This window comes from Croceivirga thetidis, from assembly GCF_012272815.1.
Lineage (GTDB): Bacteria > Bacteroidota > Bacteroidia > Flavobacteriales > Flavobacteriaceae > Croceivirga > Croceivirga thetidis.
In genome coordinates, this window is the sequence record NZ_JAAWWL010000002.1 from 1,641,177 (window position 1) to 1,660,179 (window position 19,003).

Below are 19,003 nucleotides of genomic sequence, written 5' to 3' on the forward strand. Positions count from 1 at the left end.
ATACTAGAACCAAAATTGACCCGTTCTAATTTTGTAAGTATTTACTTTCAATTCCAAATCTCAACTTAACCATGAACCGTCGTAAATTTTTGCAAGGGAGTGCTGCGCTCGCGGGTACTGGATTACTTACTGGATTATACACTTGGCAGATTGAACCTCATTGGGTTGAATTTGTAAACAGAAACCTGCCTATTAAAAACCTTCCAAAACACTTGTCAGGAAAGACACTTGTCCAATTCAGCGATATACACGTTGGGCCCTTTGTGAATGATTGGTTCTTAATTGACTCGTTTGAATTGACCAAACTTCTTAATCCGGATATTGTCGTTTACACCGGAGACTTTGTGCATTACGAAGGAACAAAAACAAGGCATCATCTTGCAGATATTTCAAAATATTTTGCAAAAGGAAAGCTCGGGACTTTTGGTATTCTTGGAAACCACGACTATGGGGATACCTATTCTGACGAAAAGGTCGCAGCCAATCTTATTGATATCTTGGAGGGGTCCGGTATTTCGGTGTTACGAAATGAACATAAAGAGATTGAAGGTTTTAATATAATGGGGTTGGATGATTATTGGGGTACTAACTTCTTTCCTAGGAACGCACTAAATGGCTACGATTCAGAAATAGGTAATTTGGTACTTTGTCATAACCCTGATGCATGCGATGCTACTATTTGGGGTGACTATAAGGGATGGATACTTTCGGGGCACACACATGGTGGTCAAGTTCGACCACCATTAATGAATGCACCTATTCTACCAATCGAAAATAAACGATACGTTGCTGGCGAAGTAAAATTACATGATGGCAGAACGCTTTACGTAAATAGGGCCCTTGGCCATCAAGAGCAATTGCGCTTTAATGTTCGCCCAGAAATTACCGTTTTTAAATTGATGTCAACTTAATAGCATCTAATAGTCTGGTGCGAACTTAAATTTTGAAGCTACCTTTGAAAGAACTGTATTTATAATGGACCGTCGAAAATTCTTAAAAACTACTGGTGTTGTCTCCGGAGCAGGAATCTTAACTGGATTTTATACCTGGCAAATAGAACCACATTGGTTGGAAATAGTCAAAAGAAAAATGCCAATTAAGAATTTACCAGAAAACTTGGTTGGACGGACCTTAATGCAAATAAGCGATATTCATGTGGGGCATTTGGTCAGTTCAAGCTTCTTGAGAAATTCACTTGAAAAGGCAGCCAAATTAGCACCTGATTTCATAGTATATACTGGTGATTACATACATTACGATAAAAGGAAATCTTTTACCGAACTTAAAGAAATGGCCCCATTCTTTCCGAAAGGAAAACTTGGTACAGTTGGCATTTTGGGCAACCACGACTTTGGTGAGTCTTGGGCAGAGCCCCATGTTGCAGACACAATTTCTGAGATTTTAGAAGATTTCGATATACCCATTCTGAGAAACTCAGTAATTGATCTCGAAGGATTAAAAGTATTTGGAGTGGATGATTTTTGGGGCACTAATTTTCGCCCCGAGAATGCTATGAACAAGTATAGTGATCAAGAACCAAGTTTGGTACTTTGCCACAATCCTGATGTCTGTGATTTGGATGTTTGGAATGGTTACCAGGGCTGGATATTGTCAGGTCACACCCATGGGGGTCAAGTGAAACCTCCCTTTCTTGATGCCCCTATCCTACCTGTTGAGAACAAACGCTATGGGCAAGGGGAAATTGATTTATTTGATGGAAGAAAACTTTATATCAATAGAGCATTGGGACATCTTTATCAGGTGCGTTTCAATGTACGCCCTGAGATTACCATCTTTGAATTGGAAAAGGAAATTTCATAATTTCCAGCATCCAATAAAATATTTTGAACGAAAAAGGTTTTACCATTTACCATGATGTTTTAATTAAGGCTTCAACCAATGAAGTTTTTGATGCTATTACACTACCTGAAAAGTTAATCAATTGGTGGCCTTCAAAATGTGCTGGCAAACCACGTATTGGAGAAACGTACAACTTCTTTTTTACAGAGGAATACAACTGGTTTGGCAAGGTCGAATCAATAGCTGAGAATAAATCCTTCCATATCAAAATGACCGACGCTGATGCCGATTGGAACCCCACTACCTTTGGATTTGATTTGTCAGAACAAGAAAATGGCACAATGCTCAATTTTAGCCATAAAAACTGGCCGAAAAACAACCATCATTTTCGAAGGTCTTCTTATTGTTGGGCAATTCTGTTAAAGGGTTTAAAGAGCTTTTTGGAAGAAGGTTTAATTATTCCTTTCGAAAAAAGGGCCTAATACTGAATAATTTGACTTTTCACCCAATCATTAGGAATCATATCAATGGTCAAATTTATACGTTCAATCGAACCTATATTATCGATTCGATGGGGGTCAGTTAATCTTAGATACCAACATTGACCAAGTTCTAAAGGAACTTTTTGATTATTTAAAAAAAACGAAACTCCTTCATCACGTTGTATGGGAATAGTTAATCGAATTACTGACTTTTTTTCTTCTAATGCCAATGTAGGGTCTGTGTGCTCTTTAACTACTGAACCTGGTGCTAATCTTAAAAGTCTAACGAGTGTAACCTTTGTCTTATCCTTAAAAAAATCAACCACTTCAGACAAATAAGTTGATTGTTTTAGTTCTCGAGTATCCATCCAATCTGTCCATGAACCATCAGCATAATCCTCAGCTGGTGGCGGAATGGGAAGTGAAGAGTCAACAAGATGAGCAGGTGCCCTTAACGAAATAACGTTGTAATAAATATAGTCCTGTAAATTCATCCCTTTGACTTCATCCAACATTTTGACAGCATCAAATTGAAAAGGCAACAAAACTCGATCCGGGGTCAAATATTCAATTGAATCCATTTTAAAAATTTTTAAGGAGTACTGCTACTCACCTGCAATAACTTACCATTATAAAATTGATGACCGGTCAGCGAAAAGTTTTTGATATAATTTCCCATTTCTGAAGGTTGCAATGGTGCTTGATAACCAGGAAAGGCCTCTTCCAACATTTCGGTCTGTACCGCTCCTATGGCCAGCACATTAAACGAGGGACCTTTTTCTTTAAACTCCTCTGCCCATAGTTCGGTCAGGGTAATAACAGCACCTTTGCTAGAACTATAAGCTGACAACCCAGGAAATTTCATACTACCCTGTACACCACCCATGGAACTTATAGTGACCACATGGCCGTTTTTTGGCATCTTGGGCAACACCAAACGGGTCAATTCCGCCACCGCAAAGACATTTACCTTATAAACCATTTCGAAATCTTCTGTAGTTGTTTCCAAAAAAGATTTGTTCAACAATGCTCCCGCATTATTAATGAGGATATCTACTGATTCCCAATCTGTAATGGCCGTTGCTACTTTCTTATAATCTTGAGGCTCCGTTAAATCGCACGGAAAACAACTCACATTTTCCAGCCCTAAATCCTGGATGGGTTGTTCATTTCGTGACAAGGCCAAAACTCGATGTCCGTCGTTAGCAAATTGTTTGACCAATTCGTAACCAATACCTCGACTGGTTCCCGTAATAATAATATTCTTCATAGAATTCATTCGTTCAATTGCAATTCTCCTAAAGGACCATTTGCAATTCCTTCAACCATAGGTATGGATTTATTTACAATAGCTGCCATATGACTAAAATCCATTTCGGATATTTCGTCGTCTGGCTTATGATAAAAGTCAAAGTTGGTAAAATCAAAGGTGCAATATGTCTGGGCGGGAACACCAAATTCTTGTGCAAAAGGATAATTGTCCGACCTAAAAAAGAGTTGGTACTGCTTCGCAGTTGGCAAATATCCTATAAGCTTTCCCCCTGCATATGTATTACTCACCTCCGCCAAGTTTGATTTTTCATAGCCGGTCACATACATTTCATAATCCTTATCACGTAAGGGGACTCCCACCATTTCAAAATTCAACATAGCGTAGAGGTTTAGATTTTCACCCTTCATGCGTTTAGCTAAATGTTTGGAACCCAAAAGACCTTTTTCTTCGGCACTGAACAAAGCAAAAATCAAACTTCGTTTATTGGTCTTCATTGAACCGAAATAACGTGCCAGTTCAAGTACGGTTGTGGTACCCGAAGCGTTGTCGTTTGCCCCATTGGCGATAGTATCGCCGTTGACTGCACCAACTATTCCAATATGGTCATAATGTGCCCCAATAACAATATATTCGTTCTTTAGTATTGGGTCGTTTCCTTCAACTACGCCCACCATATTAAATGCCTCAGGTGAAAAATTGGAGAGCACATCTCTGTAGGAAGCGTAGTAAGGCTTTACCCCAGAGGCAGTGAATTTTGCTTCAATAAATTTTGCAGCTTTCTCTATACCCTTAGAACCTGAATCCCTTCCTTTTAAATCATCAGAAGCCAAAAAATTCATGATTTCAGTTATTCCCTGAACATTTGAAAAAGCGACCTCTTTTATCTCTTTTTGAGAACTGGTTGTAACTGTTGTTCCAATAGGATTTGGTTCTGCTGGTGGTAATGGTGGAGTTGCTTGGATTACGGCATTGTCAGGAGTCTGAACCATTTGGGTACCACCACATGCAACAAAAACAACAAGGATTAATGATATAAGGATACTTTTCATCGTAAAGCATTTTGGATTAGGCTAAAGATAAAAAAAGCATCCTGCGCCAACAGGATGCCTTATTTTATTTTGGAGGGTTTCTAAAAATCTAAGCAAGCATCGTCACTGGATTCTCTAAATAAGCCCTTAAAGTTTGTAAAAATTGTGCTCCTGTAGCTCCGTCTACTGTTCTGTGATCACACGCAAGGGTTATTTTCATTGTGCTACCTGCAACGATTTCACCATTTTTAACCACAGGCTTATCCACAATGGCACCTACCGATAGAATTGCTGAGTTCGGTTGGTTGATGATAGAAGTGAACTCTAAAATTCCAAACATACCAAGATTGGAAACCGTAAACGTGCTTCCTTCCATCTCATCTGGTTTAATCTTTTTGTTTCGCGCCCTACCGGCCAAATCTTTTACTGAGGCTCCTATTTGGGTCAAGGTCATTTGGTCAGCGAACTTTAAAACGGGAACTACCAATCCTTCATCCACAGCAACGGCGACACCCATATGCACGTGGTGATTGTAAATAGTTGAATCCCCGTTCCAACTAGTATTAACCTGCGGATGCTTTTTCAAGGCCATTGCACAGGCCTTAAGTACCATGTCATTAAACGAAACCTTGATATCAGGCAGACTATTTATTTGTGCCCTTGAAGCTTTGGCATTATCCATATCAACCTCAATGGTCAAATAATAATGTGGCGCAGAGAATTTAGATTCGCTCAAACGCTTGGCGATAACCTTACGCATTTGAGAATTCTTAACCTCTTCCCTGCTCTCTTCACCTACGGGTAAATTTATTGGTGCAACTGGTGCTGATGCAACCGCAGTTGAACTGTCCGAAGCAGCATTTGAAACTACTGCTGGAGCAGCAGCTTTTGCGGCTGTAGAAAAGTTTTCAATATCACGTTTAACTATTCTACCATTATCACCGGTTCCTGTAACCTCAGCTAAATTTATTCCTTTATCAGCAGCCATTTTCTTAGCCAACGGCGAAGCGAATATTTTACCTCCTGTGGTGTTGTCTGATGTAGCTACAGCTTGATTTTCTGCTGCACTTGAAGACTCAGTTTTTTGCTCAGAACTTTGAGTCGACTCAGCAGGTTTTTCTGGACCTCCGGAGGCGTGCGCTTTAAGCACCGCGTCTACATCGGTACCTTCAGGTCCAATAATAGCCAAAAGAGAGTCTACGGGAGCACCTTCTCCTTCTTGTATTCCAATATGAATTAAGGTACCCTCATGAAAGGATTCAAACTCCATAGTAGCCTTATCAGTTTCGATTTCAGCAAGGATATCTCCTTCTTCAACAGAATCACCGACATTCTTTAACCAGGAAGCAACAGTACCCTCCTCCATGGTATCACTTAATCGAGGCATCGTAATTATTTCAACTCCTTCAGGCATTGCCGCTGCCTCAGAAGAAGCCGAGTAAGAAGTTGATGTTGTCTCTGCGGTATCATTTTCCGGAACAGCTTCACTTTCTTTGGTATCACTTGGTGCTGCCGACCCGTTCAACAAAGCGGTAATATCCTCACCTTCATCACCAATAATTGCCAGTAATGAATCAACAGGAGCACCATCACCTTCTTGTATTCCAATATGAAGTAAGGTACCCTCATGAAAAGATTCAAACTCCATTGTTGCTTTGTCAGTCTCAATCTCAGCAAGAATATCACCTTCTTCTACCTTGTCACCAACATTTTTCAACCATTTAGCAACGGTACCTTCTTCCATGGTATCGCTTAAACGGGGCATATTGATTACTTCTGCCATAGCTTATAATTTATGTGCTAAAAATGGATAATCTTCTTGTTCGTATACCATATCGTACAGTTGTTGAACTGGTGGGAAATCTGAATCTTCGGCGAACTTCTCACATTCAGATACCATTTTTTTGACCTTTTTGTCCATTTCTTTGATTTCGTCCTCAGTGGCATAGCCTTTTTCTAAAATCACATCCTTCACCTGAGTAATCGGGTCAATCTTTTTATACTCCTCAACCTCTTCTTTTGTTCGATAGTGCTGTGCATCTGACATAGAGTGACCTCGGTAACGATAGGTCTTCATCTCTAAGAATGTAGGACCTCCTCCGGTTCTCGCCCTTTCAATGGCTATATCCATTTCTTTTGCCACAGTTACCGGGTCCATACCGTCAACAGGAGCACAAGGCATTTCATAACCCAGTCCCAATTTCCAGATTTCCGTGGAATGCGATGTTCTCGCTACTGAAGTACCCATAGCATATCCATTATTTTCACAAATAAATACCACGGGCAATTGCCAAAGCATGGCCAAATTGAAGGCTTCGTGCAGCGAACCTTGTCTAACTGCACCGTCACCCATATAACAAAGGGTTACCGAATCTCTTTTAAAATATTTGTCCGCAAAGGCCAGGCCAGCACCGAGAGGTATTTGACCTCCAACGATACCATGACCACCGTAGAATCTATTTTCTTTCGAGAAGATGTGCATGGAACCGCCCATACCTTTAGAGGTTCCTGTTACCTTACCATATAATTCAGCCATGACCATTTTTGGGTCAGCACCCATTCCAATCGGCTGCACATGATTTCTGTAGGCCGTTATCATTCGGTCTTTGGTTAAATCCATGGCATGGAGCGCACCAGCTAAAACAGCTTCCTGACCGTTATATAGGTGCAAAAACCCACGCACTTTTTGTTGAATATAAACCGCTGCAAGCTTGTCTTCGAACTTGCGCCAAAACAACATATCCTCGTACCATTTAAGGTAAACTTCTTTGGTGATTTTTTTCATTTAGGACGATATAAGTTAGTCTTCGTTTTTCAAAAGGAAAACAAAAATACATATATATCCGCTTTAGCGAAAATGCAGCTTAAGAATCAAACAAAAAAGAGTTATCAAAACCCAAAGGCAACAAATTTGTCATGGAATCGACAACAAAAATATCGCCTTTCTCTCCTCTTAAGATAAGACGTATGGGCGATTTTTGTTTTGTTTCATATTCGGAAATGGCCTGTCTGCAATTTCCACATGGGCCAGCAGGACGATCAACCAAATATTCCTTTGAGGCTGCACTAATAGCAATGGCGGTAATAGTTTGGTTTGGAAAGTTGGCCCCTGCATGAAAAATTGCCACACGTTCGGCACACAGCCCGGAGGGATAGGATGCATTCTCTTGATTATTACCCAAAACTATCTCGCCATTCTGAAGTAAAACTGCGGCACCAACCTGAAAGTTTGAATACGGCGCATAGGCCTTATTACGAATTTCCTCTGCTTTTTCCAATAACCCCACAAGTTCTTTCGGTAATTCATCAGTAGACTGATAAACTTCTAACTCAAATCCAATCTTCTTTTTTACCATAACTTTCAGATTATATCAAAAATAAAAAACCTCGACATTGGCCGAGGTTTTCAATTATATATCGAAATTGATTTTTTTAATCATTGAAAAATTCTTCACCCAAATTAAATGTCAAAGAAAAACGCAAGGTATTCTCCAATGGGTTTTGAATTTGCGATGTTGAAAACAGATACGAAAGATCTATCTGGGCCGATCTAAATTTAAAACCTGCCCCAATCGTAGCAAATTGTCTTGCACCCTTTTCAGGACTTTCATTAAAATAACCTGCTCTAACCATAAATGAATTTTGGTATTTATACTCAGCACCTAAGGCCCAAGTAATCTCTTGTAATTCTTCACTAAATCCATCTGGTGAATCTCCAAAAGATTCAAAGACCCCATTAAAAAAGCTAATATTTTGATATTGATCGTTATCTGCCTGATCAAGGTCACCATCACCATCAAAATCACGAGGTGTCGGAACCAATAATTTATTGAATTCGGTATACAGGCCAAGAACATTATCTTGGTCTAAAATGAAATCAAATCCAGCTCCAAATTTCAGGTTAGCAGGCAAGAAGTTTTCTTGACCTCCTTCATCGTATTGAATTTTCCCTCCAAGGTTGGAAATATTAAAACCTGCTCTCCAACGACCATCGAAAGCATTGTAAGCAATTTCTCTAGATCTGTAATATCCGGCAACATCCACGGCAAAAGTATTTGCTGCTTGTGAATCTTGGGTGCCGTCTTGTAAACGTAAGTTTGAACTGATGAATCGACCTCCAACTGCCATGGAAAAGGTTTCGCTCAGCTTCAGTGAATAAGAACCATCAATGGCAAACTCGTTAGGCTTCACCGTAGTTCCTTGATCATCAAAAGACTGGCGAAGTTCTATTTCACCCAAACCAAAGTATCTCAAGCTAACTGCGAAGGCACTTTGTTCATTGATTTTATTAAAATAACTAGCGTTCAAAAGGGCAATATCGGTAACTATACTCTCCAAATAAGGGGTATAACTTGCTCCTATTCCCATTTTTCGTTCTGCGAATGCGAATTTAGCCGGGTTCCATTGTTGGCTAAAAGCATCTACAGAGGTAGCAACGCCCATTTCTCCCATTCCAGCCGCACGGGCATCTGACGAAATAGTTAAAAATGGTACTGCAGTTGTTATGACGCGGTCTTGTTGTGAAAAAACAATAAGTGAGGCAAATAGAAATGCCGCGAGTAGTAACTTTTTCATTTTATCCATTTAGTTAATAGCAGTTCGTTCTTTTGAAAGCGCATTTCTAGAAACATAGAATTGCACAAATATATGTCGTTAACGCTTTTTTGCACGAATTCTTATGAATAGTGCATTTTTTTTCGATGTATATCCCTTTTAGTCGATTTTGAGTTTGAAGCTAGATTACAATTCACCATACTATTGCGAGAAATATTTCGTTTCAATAGTTGAAAGTTCGCTCAAAAGTTTTGGTAAAATATTTTTAAACCATAAAATATATGCCAGTACTTTTCGTTTTTAGTGGCGAGATACTATTTAGAACAGATAAATTAAAGTATCCGATAAAGTCGGAATTTGAACTCAAATCCTATTATGAAAAAACACTTGACTAAAGTTGTACTATCTTGTTTGGTTATCGCAGGGAGCCTTTCAAGTTGTTCAAAATCTTCATCGTCTTCAAAGAATGTGTCAAGGGCGACCGGATGGAAAATAAATGCCAAAGAAGGTGGTTTTGAATACAACTCAGATTTTAAAGAACAAGAGACACCACCGGGAACGGTCTTTATTGAAGGTGGAACATTTACTAAAGGTAAGGTCCAAGATGACATCATGCACGATTGGAATAATACCCCTACCCAACAGCATGTGCAGTCCTTCTACATGGATGAAACCGAGGTAACCAATAAAATGTACATGGAGTACTTGGATTACCTTAAGAAGGTTTATCCTCCTGAGGACCCCAAATATGAAAACATTTACAAGGGCGCTTTACCAGATACCTTGGTATGGAGAAACCGTTTAGGGTTCAATGAAACCATGACCAACAATTATTTAAGGCACCCAGCTTATGCAGAGTATCCTGTTGTTGGTGTGAACTGGGTTCAAGCCACGCAATATGCCGAATGGAGAACTGATAGGGTAAACGAGATTCAACTGGTGCGTGAGGGCTTCTTAGCCGAAGACGCAATGTATGCACCTATAAATGGAGAAATCGAAGGTACTTTCAGTACTGAAGCCTATCTCAATAATCCGGAATCGGTCTATCAAGGTCAAATTGATTCACTACAAGGAAAAAAGAAAAAAGATTCCATTAACACTTTTGCAAAAAGAAGTAGTGGTATCATCATGCCCGAATATCGCCTACCAACAGAAACGGAGTGGGAATATGCAGCTCAGGCCCTGATAGGATCAAGGGAATACAATAACTACCGCGGTAGAAAGAAATATCCTTGGGAAGGTGACTATACCCGTAACGGCCAACGTGTAGGTCGCGGAGATCAGTTAGCGAACTTCAAACAAGGAAAAGGTGATTACGGCGGAATTGCCGGATGGTCAGACGATGGAGCTGATATTACCGCACAAGTAAAAAGTTACAAGCCGAATGATTTTGGATTATATGATATGTCAGGTAACGTCAGTGAATGGGTTGCAGATGTATACCGCCCAATTGTAGATGACCAAATAAGTGATTTCAACTATTACCGAGGTAACGTTTTTAAGAAAAAAGCGATCGGTGAAGATGGGAAAGTACAAGTTTTAGAAGATAAAATTGTTTATGACACCTTACCCAATGGAAAAATTGTGGCCATCAATTTACCTGGAGAAATCAAGGAAGTAGCCATAGGTGAAGAAGAAACTTATTTAAGAACCAATTTCGATAAGAGTGACAATAGAGGATACCGCGATGGTGATGCAGGATCTTCAAGGTTCTTTGAAAGATTTTCCGATGATGAAGACAATAACCGTAAGATGTACGACGCCCCAAGACATAAGGTGGAAAGGGATTCTAGCGGAAACCTAATTCGTCAATATGATACATCGAATTATAGAACTTCTTTGATAAACGATGAAGTACGTGTTTACAAAGGGGGTTCATGGCGAGATAGGGCTTTTTGGTTAGATCCGGCGCAACGCCGTTATTTACCACAGTACATGGCAACCGACGATATAGGGTTTAGATGTGCTATGTCTAGGGTCGGATCAAAATCGAAATCCAAGAACAAAACGGTTAGACATAAGAAAGTTAGATAACCGAAACTTGTAATTAGACAAAAAAGCCCTGACGTAAAAGTCAGGGCTTTTTTTATCTTCGAATTATGGATTTAACACAATTGCACAATTATTTTCTTGACTCTAGACAAGTCTCTACTGACACTCGGAAAATTAAAAAAGGAAGTCTGTTCTTTGCATTAAAAGGTCCAAATTTCAATGCCAACTCATTTGCAGATGAAGCTCTTGAAAAAGGTGCTTCTTACGCAATTATTGATGAGAAAAAATATAGTACCTCAGAGCGCACCATTTTGGTGAACGATACTTTGGAAACCCTCCAAAAGTTGGCAAATTATCATAGGAATTATTCTAACGCAAAGGTCGTTTCATTGACTGGAAGTAATGGAAAGACCACTACCAAGGAACTAATTCATCAAGTCTTATCGAAAAAATATAGAACCATTGCCACCGAAGGAAACTTAAATAATCACATTGGCGTACCCTTAACATTACTATCCATAAAAAACGACACGGAAATAGCTATTGTTGAAATGGGAGCTAATCACCAAGGTGAAATAGCTTTTTTATGCGAACTCGCCCAACCCGATTTTGGGTACATTACCAATTTTGGGAAGGCTCATTTAGAAGGATTTGGCGGAGTTGAGGGCGTCATAAAAGGAAAAAGCGAACTTTACGATTACCTCTTGGCAAATGACAAATACGTTTTTTTAAATGCAGATGACCCTATTCAACTCGAAAAATTAAAGGGTTACATTAAAAAATTCGGGTTTAGCCAAACTGACCATCAATATTTCAACATTGAATTAAAAGGAATATCTCCCTTTGTAACCCTACAATTCGATGAAACTGAAGTTAAAACAAAGTTGGTTGGCGAATACAATTTTGGCAATTGTGCCGTGTCTGTGCTGATTGGAAAATATTTTAATGTTGAGCAGGATGCCATTAGAAGCGCAATTGAAAGTTACACTCCAGAAAACAACCGCTCACAATTATTAGTTCAAAATGGCCATAATGTTGTTTTAGATGCTTACAATGCAAATCCCACTAGTATGGAAGCGGCGTTGCGAACATTTGCAGCTAACAATACAGAAAACAAGTCCGTCTTTTTAGGAGATATGTTCGAACTAGGTAAAGATGCTGAAGCAGAACATCAAAACATTGCTGATTTGTGCGGTTTATTAGGTATCAAAAATGCTTATTTGGTTGGAGAGAATTTTGCAAAAACCAAGGGGGATTACCATAAGTTCAGTTCCTTTGATGAATTTAAAACCAATATTAGCCTTAAGGAAATACCAAAGGGTGACATTTTAATTAAAGGATCACGAGGAATGGCCATGGAACGTATTTTAGAGATGCTTTGAGCTCCTATATTTTTATCAAAATCAAAACCCCATTGAAATTTTTGGTTCTTCTTTCCGACTGAATTGCCATTCAATACAAGTAAAATGGATAGGAGCATAATAATTTTTGACGCAGAATGTAATTTGTGCAACGGGGTTGTCGGCTGGCTTCTAAAATTTGCACCACAAGGATTATTTGAATATGTGCCCTTTCAATCCCCCAAAGGACAACAATTACTAATCAAGTATGGTTTTCCTACCAAAGAATTAACGACTGTCATTCTGTTTGACGAAAAAGGGCCGCACACACATTCAGATGGTTTTTTGAAAATAATTGCACAAATTCCGAAATATAGACTTGTGGCCGCACTCTTGGCCTTTGTTCCTAAAATAATTAGGGATACCATTTACAATATTGCATCAAAGAATAGGGTGCGTTGGTTTGGAAGGTCAGAAAATTGCGTAGTTCAATATGCCAAATAATCGATAGGTTATTTAAAGCACCCTTTTGATCCCTAGAAAATCATCTCGATATTCAGTTGGGGTGCATCCTTGGCTTTTTTTAAACATTCGATTAAAATTGGCCAGGTTATTGAATCCGCAATCAAAGGCTATTTCCGAAATGCTATCATCCCGTTCAACTAGCCATCTTGAGGCATAACCAATCCTCACCTCATTGAGGTATTCCACAAAAGTTTTTCCTGTACTTTTCTTTATAAATCGGTTTAAGGAAACCTTACTCATATTAGTTAACTCAGCAACCTCAGCCAGTGATATTTTTCTTGCAAAATTATTCTGAATATGATTATAAAACCTATCTAAACGTTGATCGTACTTTGAAGTACCGTTTTGATAGGATACAGTTAAAATTCGTTGATTACGCGATATTGCTAAATCATAAAGAATAGAGATGATTTCTAAAAAATAGTCAATACCTTCTATTTTGGATAATTTTTCAAGTCTTGGAATAATTCCTTTACATGTCTCCTCTGAAAAAACAATTCCATTCTTTGATCTTTCCAACATATCATTAATTGGTTTGAACAAGGTCTTTTGTAAAATGTTGGCATCAAATAAATCACTTCTAAACTGCAGGGTAATTTCATGAATACCTTTATTCGTACAATTATGCTGTTCCCAACAATGAGGTATATTGGCCCCAATCAAAACCAAATCTAGACTTGATATCTCTTCCATATTACTGCCCACTACCCTTCTTAGGCCATCTCCGCGATGAATAAAATTTAGTTCATACTCCGGATGAAAATGTATTGGGTAATCAAATTCATCTTTCACTCGGTCAAATACTAAAAAACTTTCGTGAGATCCTATCTGAATTAATTCTCTATGGGCTTTGATTGATCTATCCATCAATAGTTATTTGTACGTCAAAATGACAATATAGTACCAGCAAATATTTATATTAAAAGATACTTTTGAAATATTAAAATTTGAGCAAAAATTCAAAATTTCTACGAATATTTCTCAATTATCGTAATAAATAAAATATTTAATTGAATTTAAAGCAATTTATAAATTGAAAGGCTATATTCATTATTCATCTTTTGGAGCAAAAAGATTATATATTATAATTATAATACTAATGAATATTTTATTTAGTTCATGTAAAAGTAGTCTGATAACCTCTTCCAAGACTATCGGTCTAAGCAATTCAAATGCTTCACCAGAAACCAAACATCTACAACAACGAATCAAAGAAATTGCGAAAAGTGGCTATGCCTTTGGCCACCAAGATGCAACTTCATATGGAATTGGATGGAAAAATGAAGGAGACGTCTACCGAAGCGATGTAAATGATGTAGCAGGAGATTTTCCAGGAGTCTACGGTTTTGAATTGGGACATCTGGAACTAGGCCATGAACAAAATCTAGACACGGTAAACTTCGATTTAATGTCAAAGCTCATTAAAAGAGCTCATGAAGAAGGAGGTTTGATTACCATAAGTTGGCATCCTAACAATCCTGTTTCGAAGAAAAGCGCTTGGAACACAAAAACCGCAGTTCCTTACATTTTAAAAGATGGCAATTTACACCCGCTATATAATGCTTGGTTATCGAAAATTGCTTCATTTTTCAAAAATTTGAAAACTGATGATGGTAAAATGATACCCGTTGTCTTTAGACCTTTTCATGAAATGAACGGTTCTTGGTTCTGGTGGGGTGCTGGTAACTGTACCCCTGATGAGTTTAAGCGTCTCTGGATAGAAACCCATGATATCTTATCCAAAAAGTTTGAAGTAAACAATCTTATTTATTGCTATTCAACAGACGCCATAAAAAATGAAAAAGAATATCTGAAATACTACCCGGGTGATAACTATGTAGATGTTTTGGGTATTGACCTATATCAAAAAGGTAGTACCAATAAATATGTTGAACTCTTAAATAGTAATTTGAAAATGCTGTCTGCCATTGCAAAGTCTAAAAACAAACCGTACGCAATGACCGAAGGTGGTTACGAAACCTTGCCCGAAAAAGATTGGTGGACTCAAGTCTTTGACAGAAACCTTGCTGACAAGGGTATTGCTTGGGCTTTGGTCTGGAGAAATGCTTGGCCAAACCATTTCTACGCTCCCTTCATGGGTCAAATTAGCGGTGAAGACTTTGTAAAGTTTAAACAACTACCCAATGTTTTCTTTTTAAGTGATGTCAAAAAAATAAAATAAAGATCCCAAATTATTTTTCGGATGGATAAACTAAAACTTAAGGAAAAAATTGGATACGGGTTTGGAGATTTTGCCTCGAGCATGTTCTGGAAAATGTTCAGTGTCTATCTTTTATTTTTCTATACGGATGTTTTTGGTATTTCAGCCGCGGTAGTTGGCACCATGTTTTTGATAACTAGAATTTTCGATGGCGTAAATGACCCCATTATGGGAATCATTGCAGATAAAACAAAAACAAAATGGGGAAAATTCAGACCATACCTTTTATGGATGGCAATACCATTTGGGATATTAGGTGTTTTGACTTTTACCACTCCCGATTTTAGCACTTCAGGTAAAATCATCTACGCTTACGTTACTTATTGTCTAATGATGATTTTTTACACTACGGTTAATGTGCCTTATGCATCATTAATGGGGGTAATGACATCTGACCTTAAAGACAGAACTTCTTTAGCAACCTTCAGGTTCATATTTGCATTTGCGGGAAGCATTTTTGTTCTGGCTTTGGCCGAGCCACTTGTCGAATTTCTTGGTGGAGAAAGCCCCCAAAAAGGTTGGCAATTGACCATGGCAGTTTTCGCTACAATCGCCACTTTACTTTTTTTTGGTACTTTTTCTTGGACCAAAGAACGGGTGCACCCACCCAAATCACAACAGACCAATTTAAGGGCAGATTTAAAAAACCTAGCTAAAAACAGGCCATGGTTTATCCTTTTAGGGGCAGGAATAAGTGCTTTGATCTTTAATTCGATTCGTGACGGTGCTACCATTTACTATTTCAAATATTTTTTTCAAAATCAAGATGCATTTTCCCTTCCGTTTATGTCATCAACGATGACTTTCAGTGCACTGTACCTGGTATTAGGTCAAGCAGCAAATATTTTAGGCGTTGTACTGGCAAAACCTATTTCAGATAAGATTGGTAAAAAGAAAACTTTTATCGCAGCAATGCTGACCGCAGCAAGTTTCAGCTGTGCATTCTTTTTTCTAACGGAAAACCAATTGCCGATTATCTTCATCTTTCAGTTTCTAATCAGCATATGTGCCGGTATCATATTTCCGTTACTGTGGTCAATGTATGCTGATATTGCAGATTTTTCTGAGTGGAAAACAGGTAGAAGGGCAACCGGGCTTATTTTTTCGTCCTCTTCAATGTCCCAAAAAATGGGGTGGACTCTGGGCGGAGCCTTAACAGGATGGATTCTTGCCTTTTATGGTTTCGAAGCGAATACAGAACAAACAGATGCGGCAATCAGAGGTATAAAGCAAATGATGAGTTTTCTACCGGCAATCGGGGCTTTACTTTCTGCTGGATTTTTGCTGTTTTATAATCTCAACGACGAATTCATAGATAAAATAAACAAAGACCTCATCAAGCAACGGAAGCTAGACCAATAACAATGAAAAAAACAACCACACCTGCAATTCTAAACCATCCTCTCGAAAATATTGTAGAGGCACATCGAAACCTTATCGACAGAAAAAATATACCTCAAGCTCACCCGAGTGGACTTTTCACTAAATACAGATATCCTATTGTCACAGCAGAACATGCACCCCTAAATTGGCGATATGATTTAAACCCGGAAACCAATCCACATGGTCTCGAAAGAATTGGGATAAATGCTGCATTTAATCCAGGTGCGATTAAATGGAACGACAAATATGTGCTTTGTGTTCGAGTTGAAGGCAAGGACAGAAAATCCTTTTTTGCCTTTGCCGAAAGTGAAAATGGAGTTGATAATTTCCGATTTTGGGATGCTCCTCTGATACTGCCCCAAAACGAAATACCAGATGTAAATGCATACGACATGCGACTAACCTTGCATGAAGACGGATTTGTATACGGTATTTTCTGTACGGAGCGAAAAGACCCGAATGCCCCCGAGGGAGATACATCGGCAGCAATAGCAAATGCTGGGATTATTCGTTCAAAAGATTTAATGAATTGGGAAAGGCTTCCTGATTTAAAATCACCATCCAACCAACAACGAAATGTAACCATTCATCCCGAATTTGTAGATGGTAAATATGCCCTATACACCAGGCCGCAAGACGGTTTCATCAGCACCGGAAAAGGAGGCGGTATCGGATTGGGATATGTTAAGGATATGAAGTTCCCTATTATTGAAGAAGAATTCATTATCAACCAAAAAGAATACCACACGGTTTATGAGCTTAAAAATGGTCAAGGGCCTTCGCCTATTAAAACAGACGAAGGATGGCTGCATCTAGCACATGGTGTTCGAAATACTGCAGCAGGTCTTCGGTATGTATTGTACCTTTTCATTACAGATTTAAACGACATACAAAAGGTAAAACACCAACCAGCAGGTTATTTTATGGCTCCCGATGAAACCGAAATCATAGGTGACGTCGGCAATGTTCTTTTTGCTAATGGCTGGATTGTTGATTCAGATGGAAAGGTCTTTATTTACTACGCATCTTCAGACACTAGAACACATGTGGCTACAACAACCCTTGATATTTTGGTGGATTATTGCATCCATTCCCCAAAAGATAAATTTACGACATCGGGTTCGGTCAATAATATCATGCAATTAATTGACAAGAATTTGAAATTCGATAAATTACTATAATGTCCGGCTCCATTTCAATTAAAGAACTTGAAGGGCTTCGCTCAAGCTTGGAGAATGAACTCCAAAATGTGCTTCGCTATTGGAAAGACAACACGGTCGACTTTGAGAATGGAGGATTTTATGGTAAAATAGATAGCTCTAATCTTATTCATAAAAAAGCACCAAAAGGGATAATCCTGAATACCCGAATTTTATGGTCTTTTTGCAGGGCCAGTAATTTTTACAACCATAGGGAATTTGATTTTGAAATTGAAAGAGCATTCGGCTATTTAAATGAAAAGTTCAGAGATAATCTACATGGAGGTGTGTTTTGGGAAGTAGACTATGCGGGTATTCCTACCAATAAAAAAAAACAAGTCTATGCCCAAGCTTTTTGTTTGTATGCCCTGACTGAATATTACAAGTATTCAAAAAATCCAGAAGCATTCGCCTGGGCAAATGAAATTTTTGAGTTACTTGAAAAACATGCATACGACCGAAGGCTAGGGGGTTATTTTGAAGCTTTCTCAAGAACATGGGAAACACTTGAAGATGTTAGATTGAGCCAAAAAGATTTAAATGCCCCGAAAACCACGAATACCATACTACACGTGCTCGAAGCCTACACCAATTTTTATGAGGTTTCGAATAAAGCCGAAGTAAAGCTAGCTTTAGAAAAATTAATTCAACTCTTCCATGAAAAGTTATTCAACAGCCAAAATCATCTAAAGCTCTTTTTTACCAATGATTGGAAAAGCCTTTCTTCAGAGATCTCCTATGGCCATGATATTGAAGCTGCTTGGCTAGTTCTTCTGGCCTGCAAGGTCATTGCTAACGATAGGCTCTATCTAAAAACAAAAAGTCTTTTAAAAGACGTTTGTAAAACTTTCATTAATGAGGCATTGGACAATGAGTTTGGAGTAATTAATTCAAAGAATTCAAGAACACAGCAAATTGACAGTGACCGTCATTGGTGGCCTCAAGCAGAAGCCATGGTAGGCCTCATTTATAACTGGAAATTAAACCGGGTAACAAACGATTTCAAGATAGTACAACAAATCTGGCAGTTTACCGAAGACAACATCATTGACCATAAATTAGGTGAATGGTACTTTAGAGTAGACAGTTCCGGCAAACCATACGAATCTGAAAACAAGGTCGGACCTTGGAAATGCCCATATCATAATACTAGGGCTTTAATTGAGATTCTCGAGCTAGTTAAGTAATAGAAAACTAGTGTTCAGA

At 38.5% G+C, this 19,003-nt stretch carries 18 protein-coding genes; 10 read left to right on the plus strand and 8 right to left on the minus strand.

The features are described from left to right. Positions 1 to 71 precede the first annotated feature (71 nt). From HCU67_RS15130 to HCU67_RS15140, 3 genes are all read left to right on the plus strand, one after another. On the plus strand, positions 72 to 911 hold the full coding sequence (locus HCU67_RS15130; protein WP_168553426.1) for a metallophosphoesterase: 840 nt from the start codon (positions 72 to 74) through the stop codon (positions 909 to 911). A gap of 64 nt (positions 912 to 975) precedes the next feature. After that, complete coding sequence (locus HCU67_RS15135) at positions 976 to 1,821, plus strand: metallophosphoesterase (protein ID WP_168553427.1); 846 nt, start codon at positions 976 to 978, stop codon at positions 1,819 to 1,821. Between the two features lie 23 nt (positions 1,822 to 1,844). After that, entirely contained in the window at positions 1,845 to 2,282 is a 438-nt protein-coding gene (locus HCU67_RS15140; RefSeq protein ID WP_168553428.1) for an SRPBCC family protein, read from the plus strand. Here HCU67_RS15140 and HCU67_RS15145 read toward each other — a convergent pair. The 7 genes from HCU67_RS15145 to porV all read right to left on the minus strand — a co-directional run bounded on the left by HCU67_RS15145 (position 2,279) and on the right by porV (position 9,158). Then, positions 2,279 to 2,863: an aspartyl/asparaginyl beta-hydroxylase domain-containing protein gene (locus tag HCU67_RS15145; RefSeq protein WP_168553429.1), complete on the minus strand. Its 585-nt coding sequence runs from the start codon at positions 2,861 to 2,863 to the stop codon at positions 2,279 to 2,281. The genes HCU67_RS15140 and HCU67_RS15145 overlap by 4 nt on opposite strands. An 11-nt stretch (positions 2,864 to 2,874) precedes the next feature. Then, positions 2,875 to 3,552: an SDR family NAD(P)-dependent oxidoreductase gene (locus tag HCU67_RS15150; RefSeq protein WP_168553430.1), complete on the minus strand. Its 678-nt coding sequence runs from the start codon at positions 3,550 to 3,552 to the stop codon at positions 2,875 to 2,877. 5 nt (positions 3,553 to 3,557) lie between these two features. Beyond that, entirely contained in the window at positions 3,558 to 4,604 is a 1,047-nt protein-coding gene (locus tag HCU67_RS15155) for a M28 family metallopeptidase (protein WP_168553431.1), read from the minus strand. A gap of 88 nt (positions 4,605 to 4,692) precedes the next feature. Next, a complete protein-coding gene (locus tag HCU67_RS15160) occupies positions 4,693 to 6,366 on the minus strand; it encodes a pyruvate dehydrogenase complex dihydrolipoamide acetyltransferase (RefSeq protein ID WP_168553432.1) in 1,674 nt (557 codons plus the stop codon). A gap of 3 nt (positions 6,367 to 6,369) precedes the next feature. Continuing rightward, positions 6,370 to 7,368, minus strand: a complete 999-nt coding sequence (pdhA, locus tag HCU67_RS15165) for a pyruvate dehydrogenase (acetyl-transferring) E1 component subunit alpha (RefSeq protein WP_168553433.1) — start codon at positions 7,366 to 7,368, stop codon at positions 6,370 to 6,372. A 79-nt stretch (positions 7,369 to 7,447) separates the two neighbouring features. After that, positions 7,448 to 7,939, minus strand: a complete 492-nt coding sequence (cdd, locus tag HCU67_RS15170) for a cytidine deaminase (protein ID WP_168553434.1) — start codon at positions 7,937 to 7,939, stop codon at positions 7,448 to 7,450. A gap of 76 nt (positions 7,940 to 8,015) precedes the next feature. Further along, a complete protein-coding gene (porV, locus tag HCU67_RS15175) occupies positions 8,016 to 9,158 on the minus strand; it encodes a type IX secretion system outer membrane channel protein PorV (RefSeq protein ID WP_168553435.1) in 1,143 nt (380 codons plus the stop codon). Between the two features lie 354 nt (positions 9,159 to 9,512). Here porV and gldJ point away from each other — a divergent pair, with 354 nt between their 5' ends. The 3 genes from gldJ to HCU67_RS15190 all read left to right on the plus strand — a co-directional run bounded on the left by gldJ (position 9,513) and on the right by HCU67_RS15190 (position 12,973). After that, complete coding sequence (gldJ, locus tag HCU67_RS15180; RefSeq protein WP_168553436.1) at positions 9,513 to 11,171, plus strand: gliding motility lipoprotein GldJ; 1,659 nt, start codon at positions 9,513 to 9,515, stop codon at positions 11,169 to 11,171. 65 nt (positions 11,172 to 11,236) lie between these two features. Beyond that, on the plus strand, positions 11,237 to 12,511 hold the full coding sequence (locus HCU67_RS15185) for a UDP-N-acetylmuramoyl-tripeptide--D-alanyl-D-alanine ligase (RefSeq protein WP_168553437.1): 1,275 nt from the start codon (positions 11,237 to 11,239) through the stop codon (positions 12,509 to 12,511). Between the two features lie 84 nt (positions 12,512 to 12,595). Beyond that, the gene (locus HCU67_RS15190) at positions 12,596 to 12,973 is read left to right on the plus strand and encodes a thiol-disulfide oxidoreductase DCC family protein (protein WP_168553438.1); all 378 of its coding nucleotides are present in this window, start codon (positions 12,596 to 12,598) and stop codon (positions 12,971 to 12,973) included. A 12-nt stretch (positions 12,974 to 12,985) separates the two neighbouring features. Here the strand turns inward: HCU67_RS15190 and HCU67_RS15195 are convergent, their stop codons facing one another. After that, positions 12,986 to 13,861 (minus strand): AraC family transcriptional regulator, encoded by an 876-nt coding sequence (locus HCU67_RS15195; protein ID WP_168553439.1) that lies wholly within the window; start codon positions 13,859 to 13,861, stop codon positions 12,986 to 12,988. 232 nt (positions 13,862 to 14,093) lie between these two features. On the opposite strand from HCU67_RS15195, the gene HCU67_RS15200 reads away from it, so the two are divergent. The 4 genes from HCU67_RS15200 to HCU67_RS15215 are packed head-to-tail and all read left to right on the plus strand — an operon-like array spanning position 14,094 to position 18,984. Next, positions 14,094 to 15,176 (plus strand): glycoside hydrolase family 26 protein, encoded by a 1,083-nt coding sequence (locus tag HCU67_RS15200; RefSeq protein WP_168553440.1) that lies wholly within the window; start codon positions 14,094 to 14,096, stop codon positions 15,174 to 15,176. 21 nt (positions 15,177 to 15,197) lie between these two features. Then, positions 15,198 to 16,577, plus strand: coding sequence for an MFS transporter (locus HCU67_RS15205; RefSeq protein ID WP_168553441.1), 1,380 nt, complete (start codon positions 15,198 to 15,200; stop codon positions 16,575 to 16,577). A 2-nt stretch (positions 16,578 to 16,579) separates the two neighbouring features. Then, positions 16,580 to 17,779, plus strand: a complete 1,200-nt coding sequence (locus HCU67_RS15210) for a glycoside hydrolase family 130 protein (RefSeq protein WP_168553442.1) — start codon at positions 16,580 to 16,582, stop codon at positions 17,777 to 17,779. Continuing rightward, positions 17,779 to 18,984 (plus strand): AGE family epimerase/isomerase, encoded by a 1,206-nt coding sequence (locus tag HCU67_RS15215; RefSeq protein WP_210423724.1) that lies wholly within the window; start codon positions 17,779 to 17,781, stop codon positions 18,982 to 18,984. The genes HCU67_RS15210 and HCU67_RS15215 overlap by 1 nt, the downstream gene beginning before the upstream one ends. Positions 18,985 to 19,003 lie beyond the last annotated feature (19 nt).

What these genes read in the sequence shown, in the direction of transcription:
- HCU67_RS15155 (WP_168553431.1), bottom strand. Translation starts at nt 4,604, where the DNA reads ATGAAAAGTATCCTTATATCATTAATCCTTGTTGTTTTTGTTGCATGT.
- gldJ (WP_168553436.1), top strand. Translation starts at nt 9,513, where the DNA reads ATGAAAAAACACTTGACTAAAGTTGTACTATCTTGTTTGGTTATCGCA.
- HCU67_RS15130 (WP_168553426.1), top strand. Translation starts at nt 72, where the DNA reads ATGAACCGTCGTAAATTTTTGCAAGGGAGTGCTGCGCTCGCGGGTACT.
- HCU67_RS15195 (WP_168553439.1), bottom strand. Translation starts at nt 13,861, where the DNA reads ATGGATAGATCAATCAAAGCCCATAGAGAATTAATTCAGATAGGATCT.
- cdd (WP_168553434.1), bottom strand. Translation starts at nt 7,939, where the DNA reads ATGGTAAAAAAGAAGATTGGATTTGAGTTAGAAGTTTATCAGTCTACT.
- HCU67_RS15200 (WP_168553440.1), top strand. Translation starts at nt 14,094, where the DNA reads ATGAATATTTTATTTAGTTCATGTAAAAGTAGTCTGATAACCTCTTCC.
- HCU67_RS15210 (WP_168553442.1), top strand. Translation starts at nt 16,580, where the DNA reads ATGAAAAAAACAACCACACCTGCAATTCTAAACCATCCTCTCGAAAAT.
- HCU67_RS15145 (WP_168553429.1), bottom strand. Translation starts at nt 2,863, where the DNA reads ATGGATTCAATTGAATATTTGACCCCGGATCGAGTTTTGTTGCCTTTT.
- HCU67_RS15185 (WP_168553437.1), top strand. Translation starts at nt 11,237, where the DNA reads ATGGATTTAACACAATTGCACAATTATTTTCTTGACTCTAGACAAGTC.
- pdhA (WP_168553433.1), bottom strand. Translation starts at nt 7,368, where the DNA reads ATGAAAAAAATCACCAAAGAAGTTTACCTTAAATGGTACGAGGATATG.
- HCU67_RS15160 (WP_168553432.1), bottom strand. Translation starts at nt 6,366, where the DNA reads ATGGCAGAAGTAATCAATATGCCCCGTTTAAGCGATACCATGGAAGAA.
- HCU67_RS15150 (WP_168553430.1), bottom strand. Translation starts at nt 3,552, where the DNA reads ATGAAGAATATTATTATTACGGGAACCAGTCGAGGTATTGGTTACGAA.
- HCU67_RS15215 (WP_210423724.1), top strand. Translation starts at nt 17,779, where the DNA reads ATGTCCGGCTCCATTTCAATTAAAGAACTTGAAGGGCTTCGCTCAAGC.
- HCU67_RS15135 (WP_168553427.1), top strand. Translation starts at nt 976, where the DNA reads ATGGACCGTCGAAAATTCTTAAAAACTACTGGTGTTGTCTCCGGAGCA.
- HCU67_RS15205 (WP_168553441.1), top strand. Translation starts at nt 15,198, where the DNA reads ATGGATAAACTAAAACTTAAGGAAAAAATTGGATACGGGTTTGGAGAT.
- porV (WP_168553435.1), bottom strand. Translation starts at nt 9,158, where the DNA reads ATGAAAAAGTTACTACTCGCGGCATTTCTATTTGCCTCACTTATTGTT.
- HCU67_RS15190 (WP_168553438.1), top strand. Translation starts at nt 12,596, where the DNA reads ATGGATAGGAGCATAATAATTTTTGACGCAGAATGTAATTTGTGCAAC.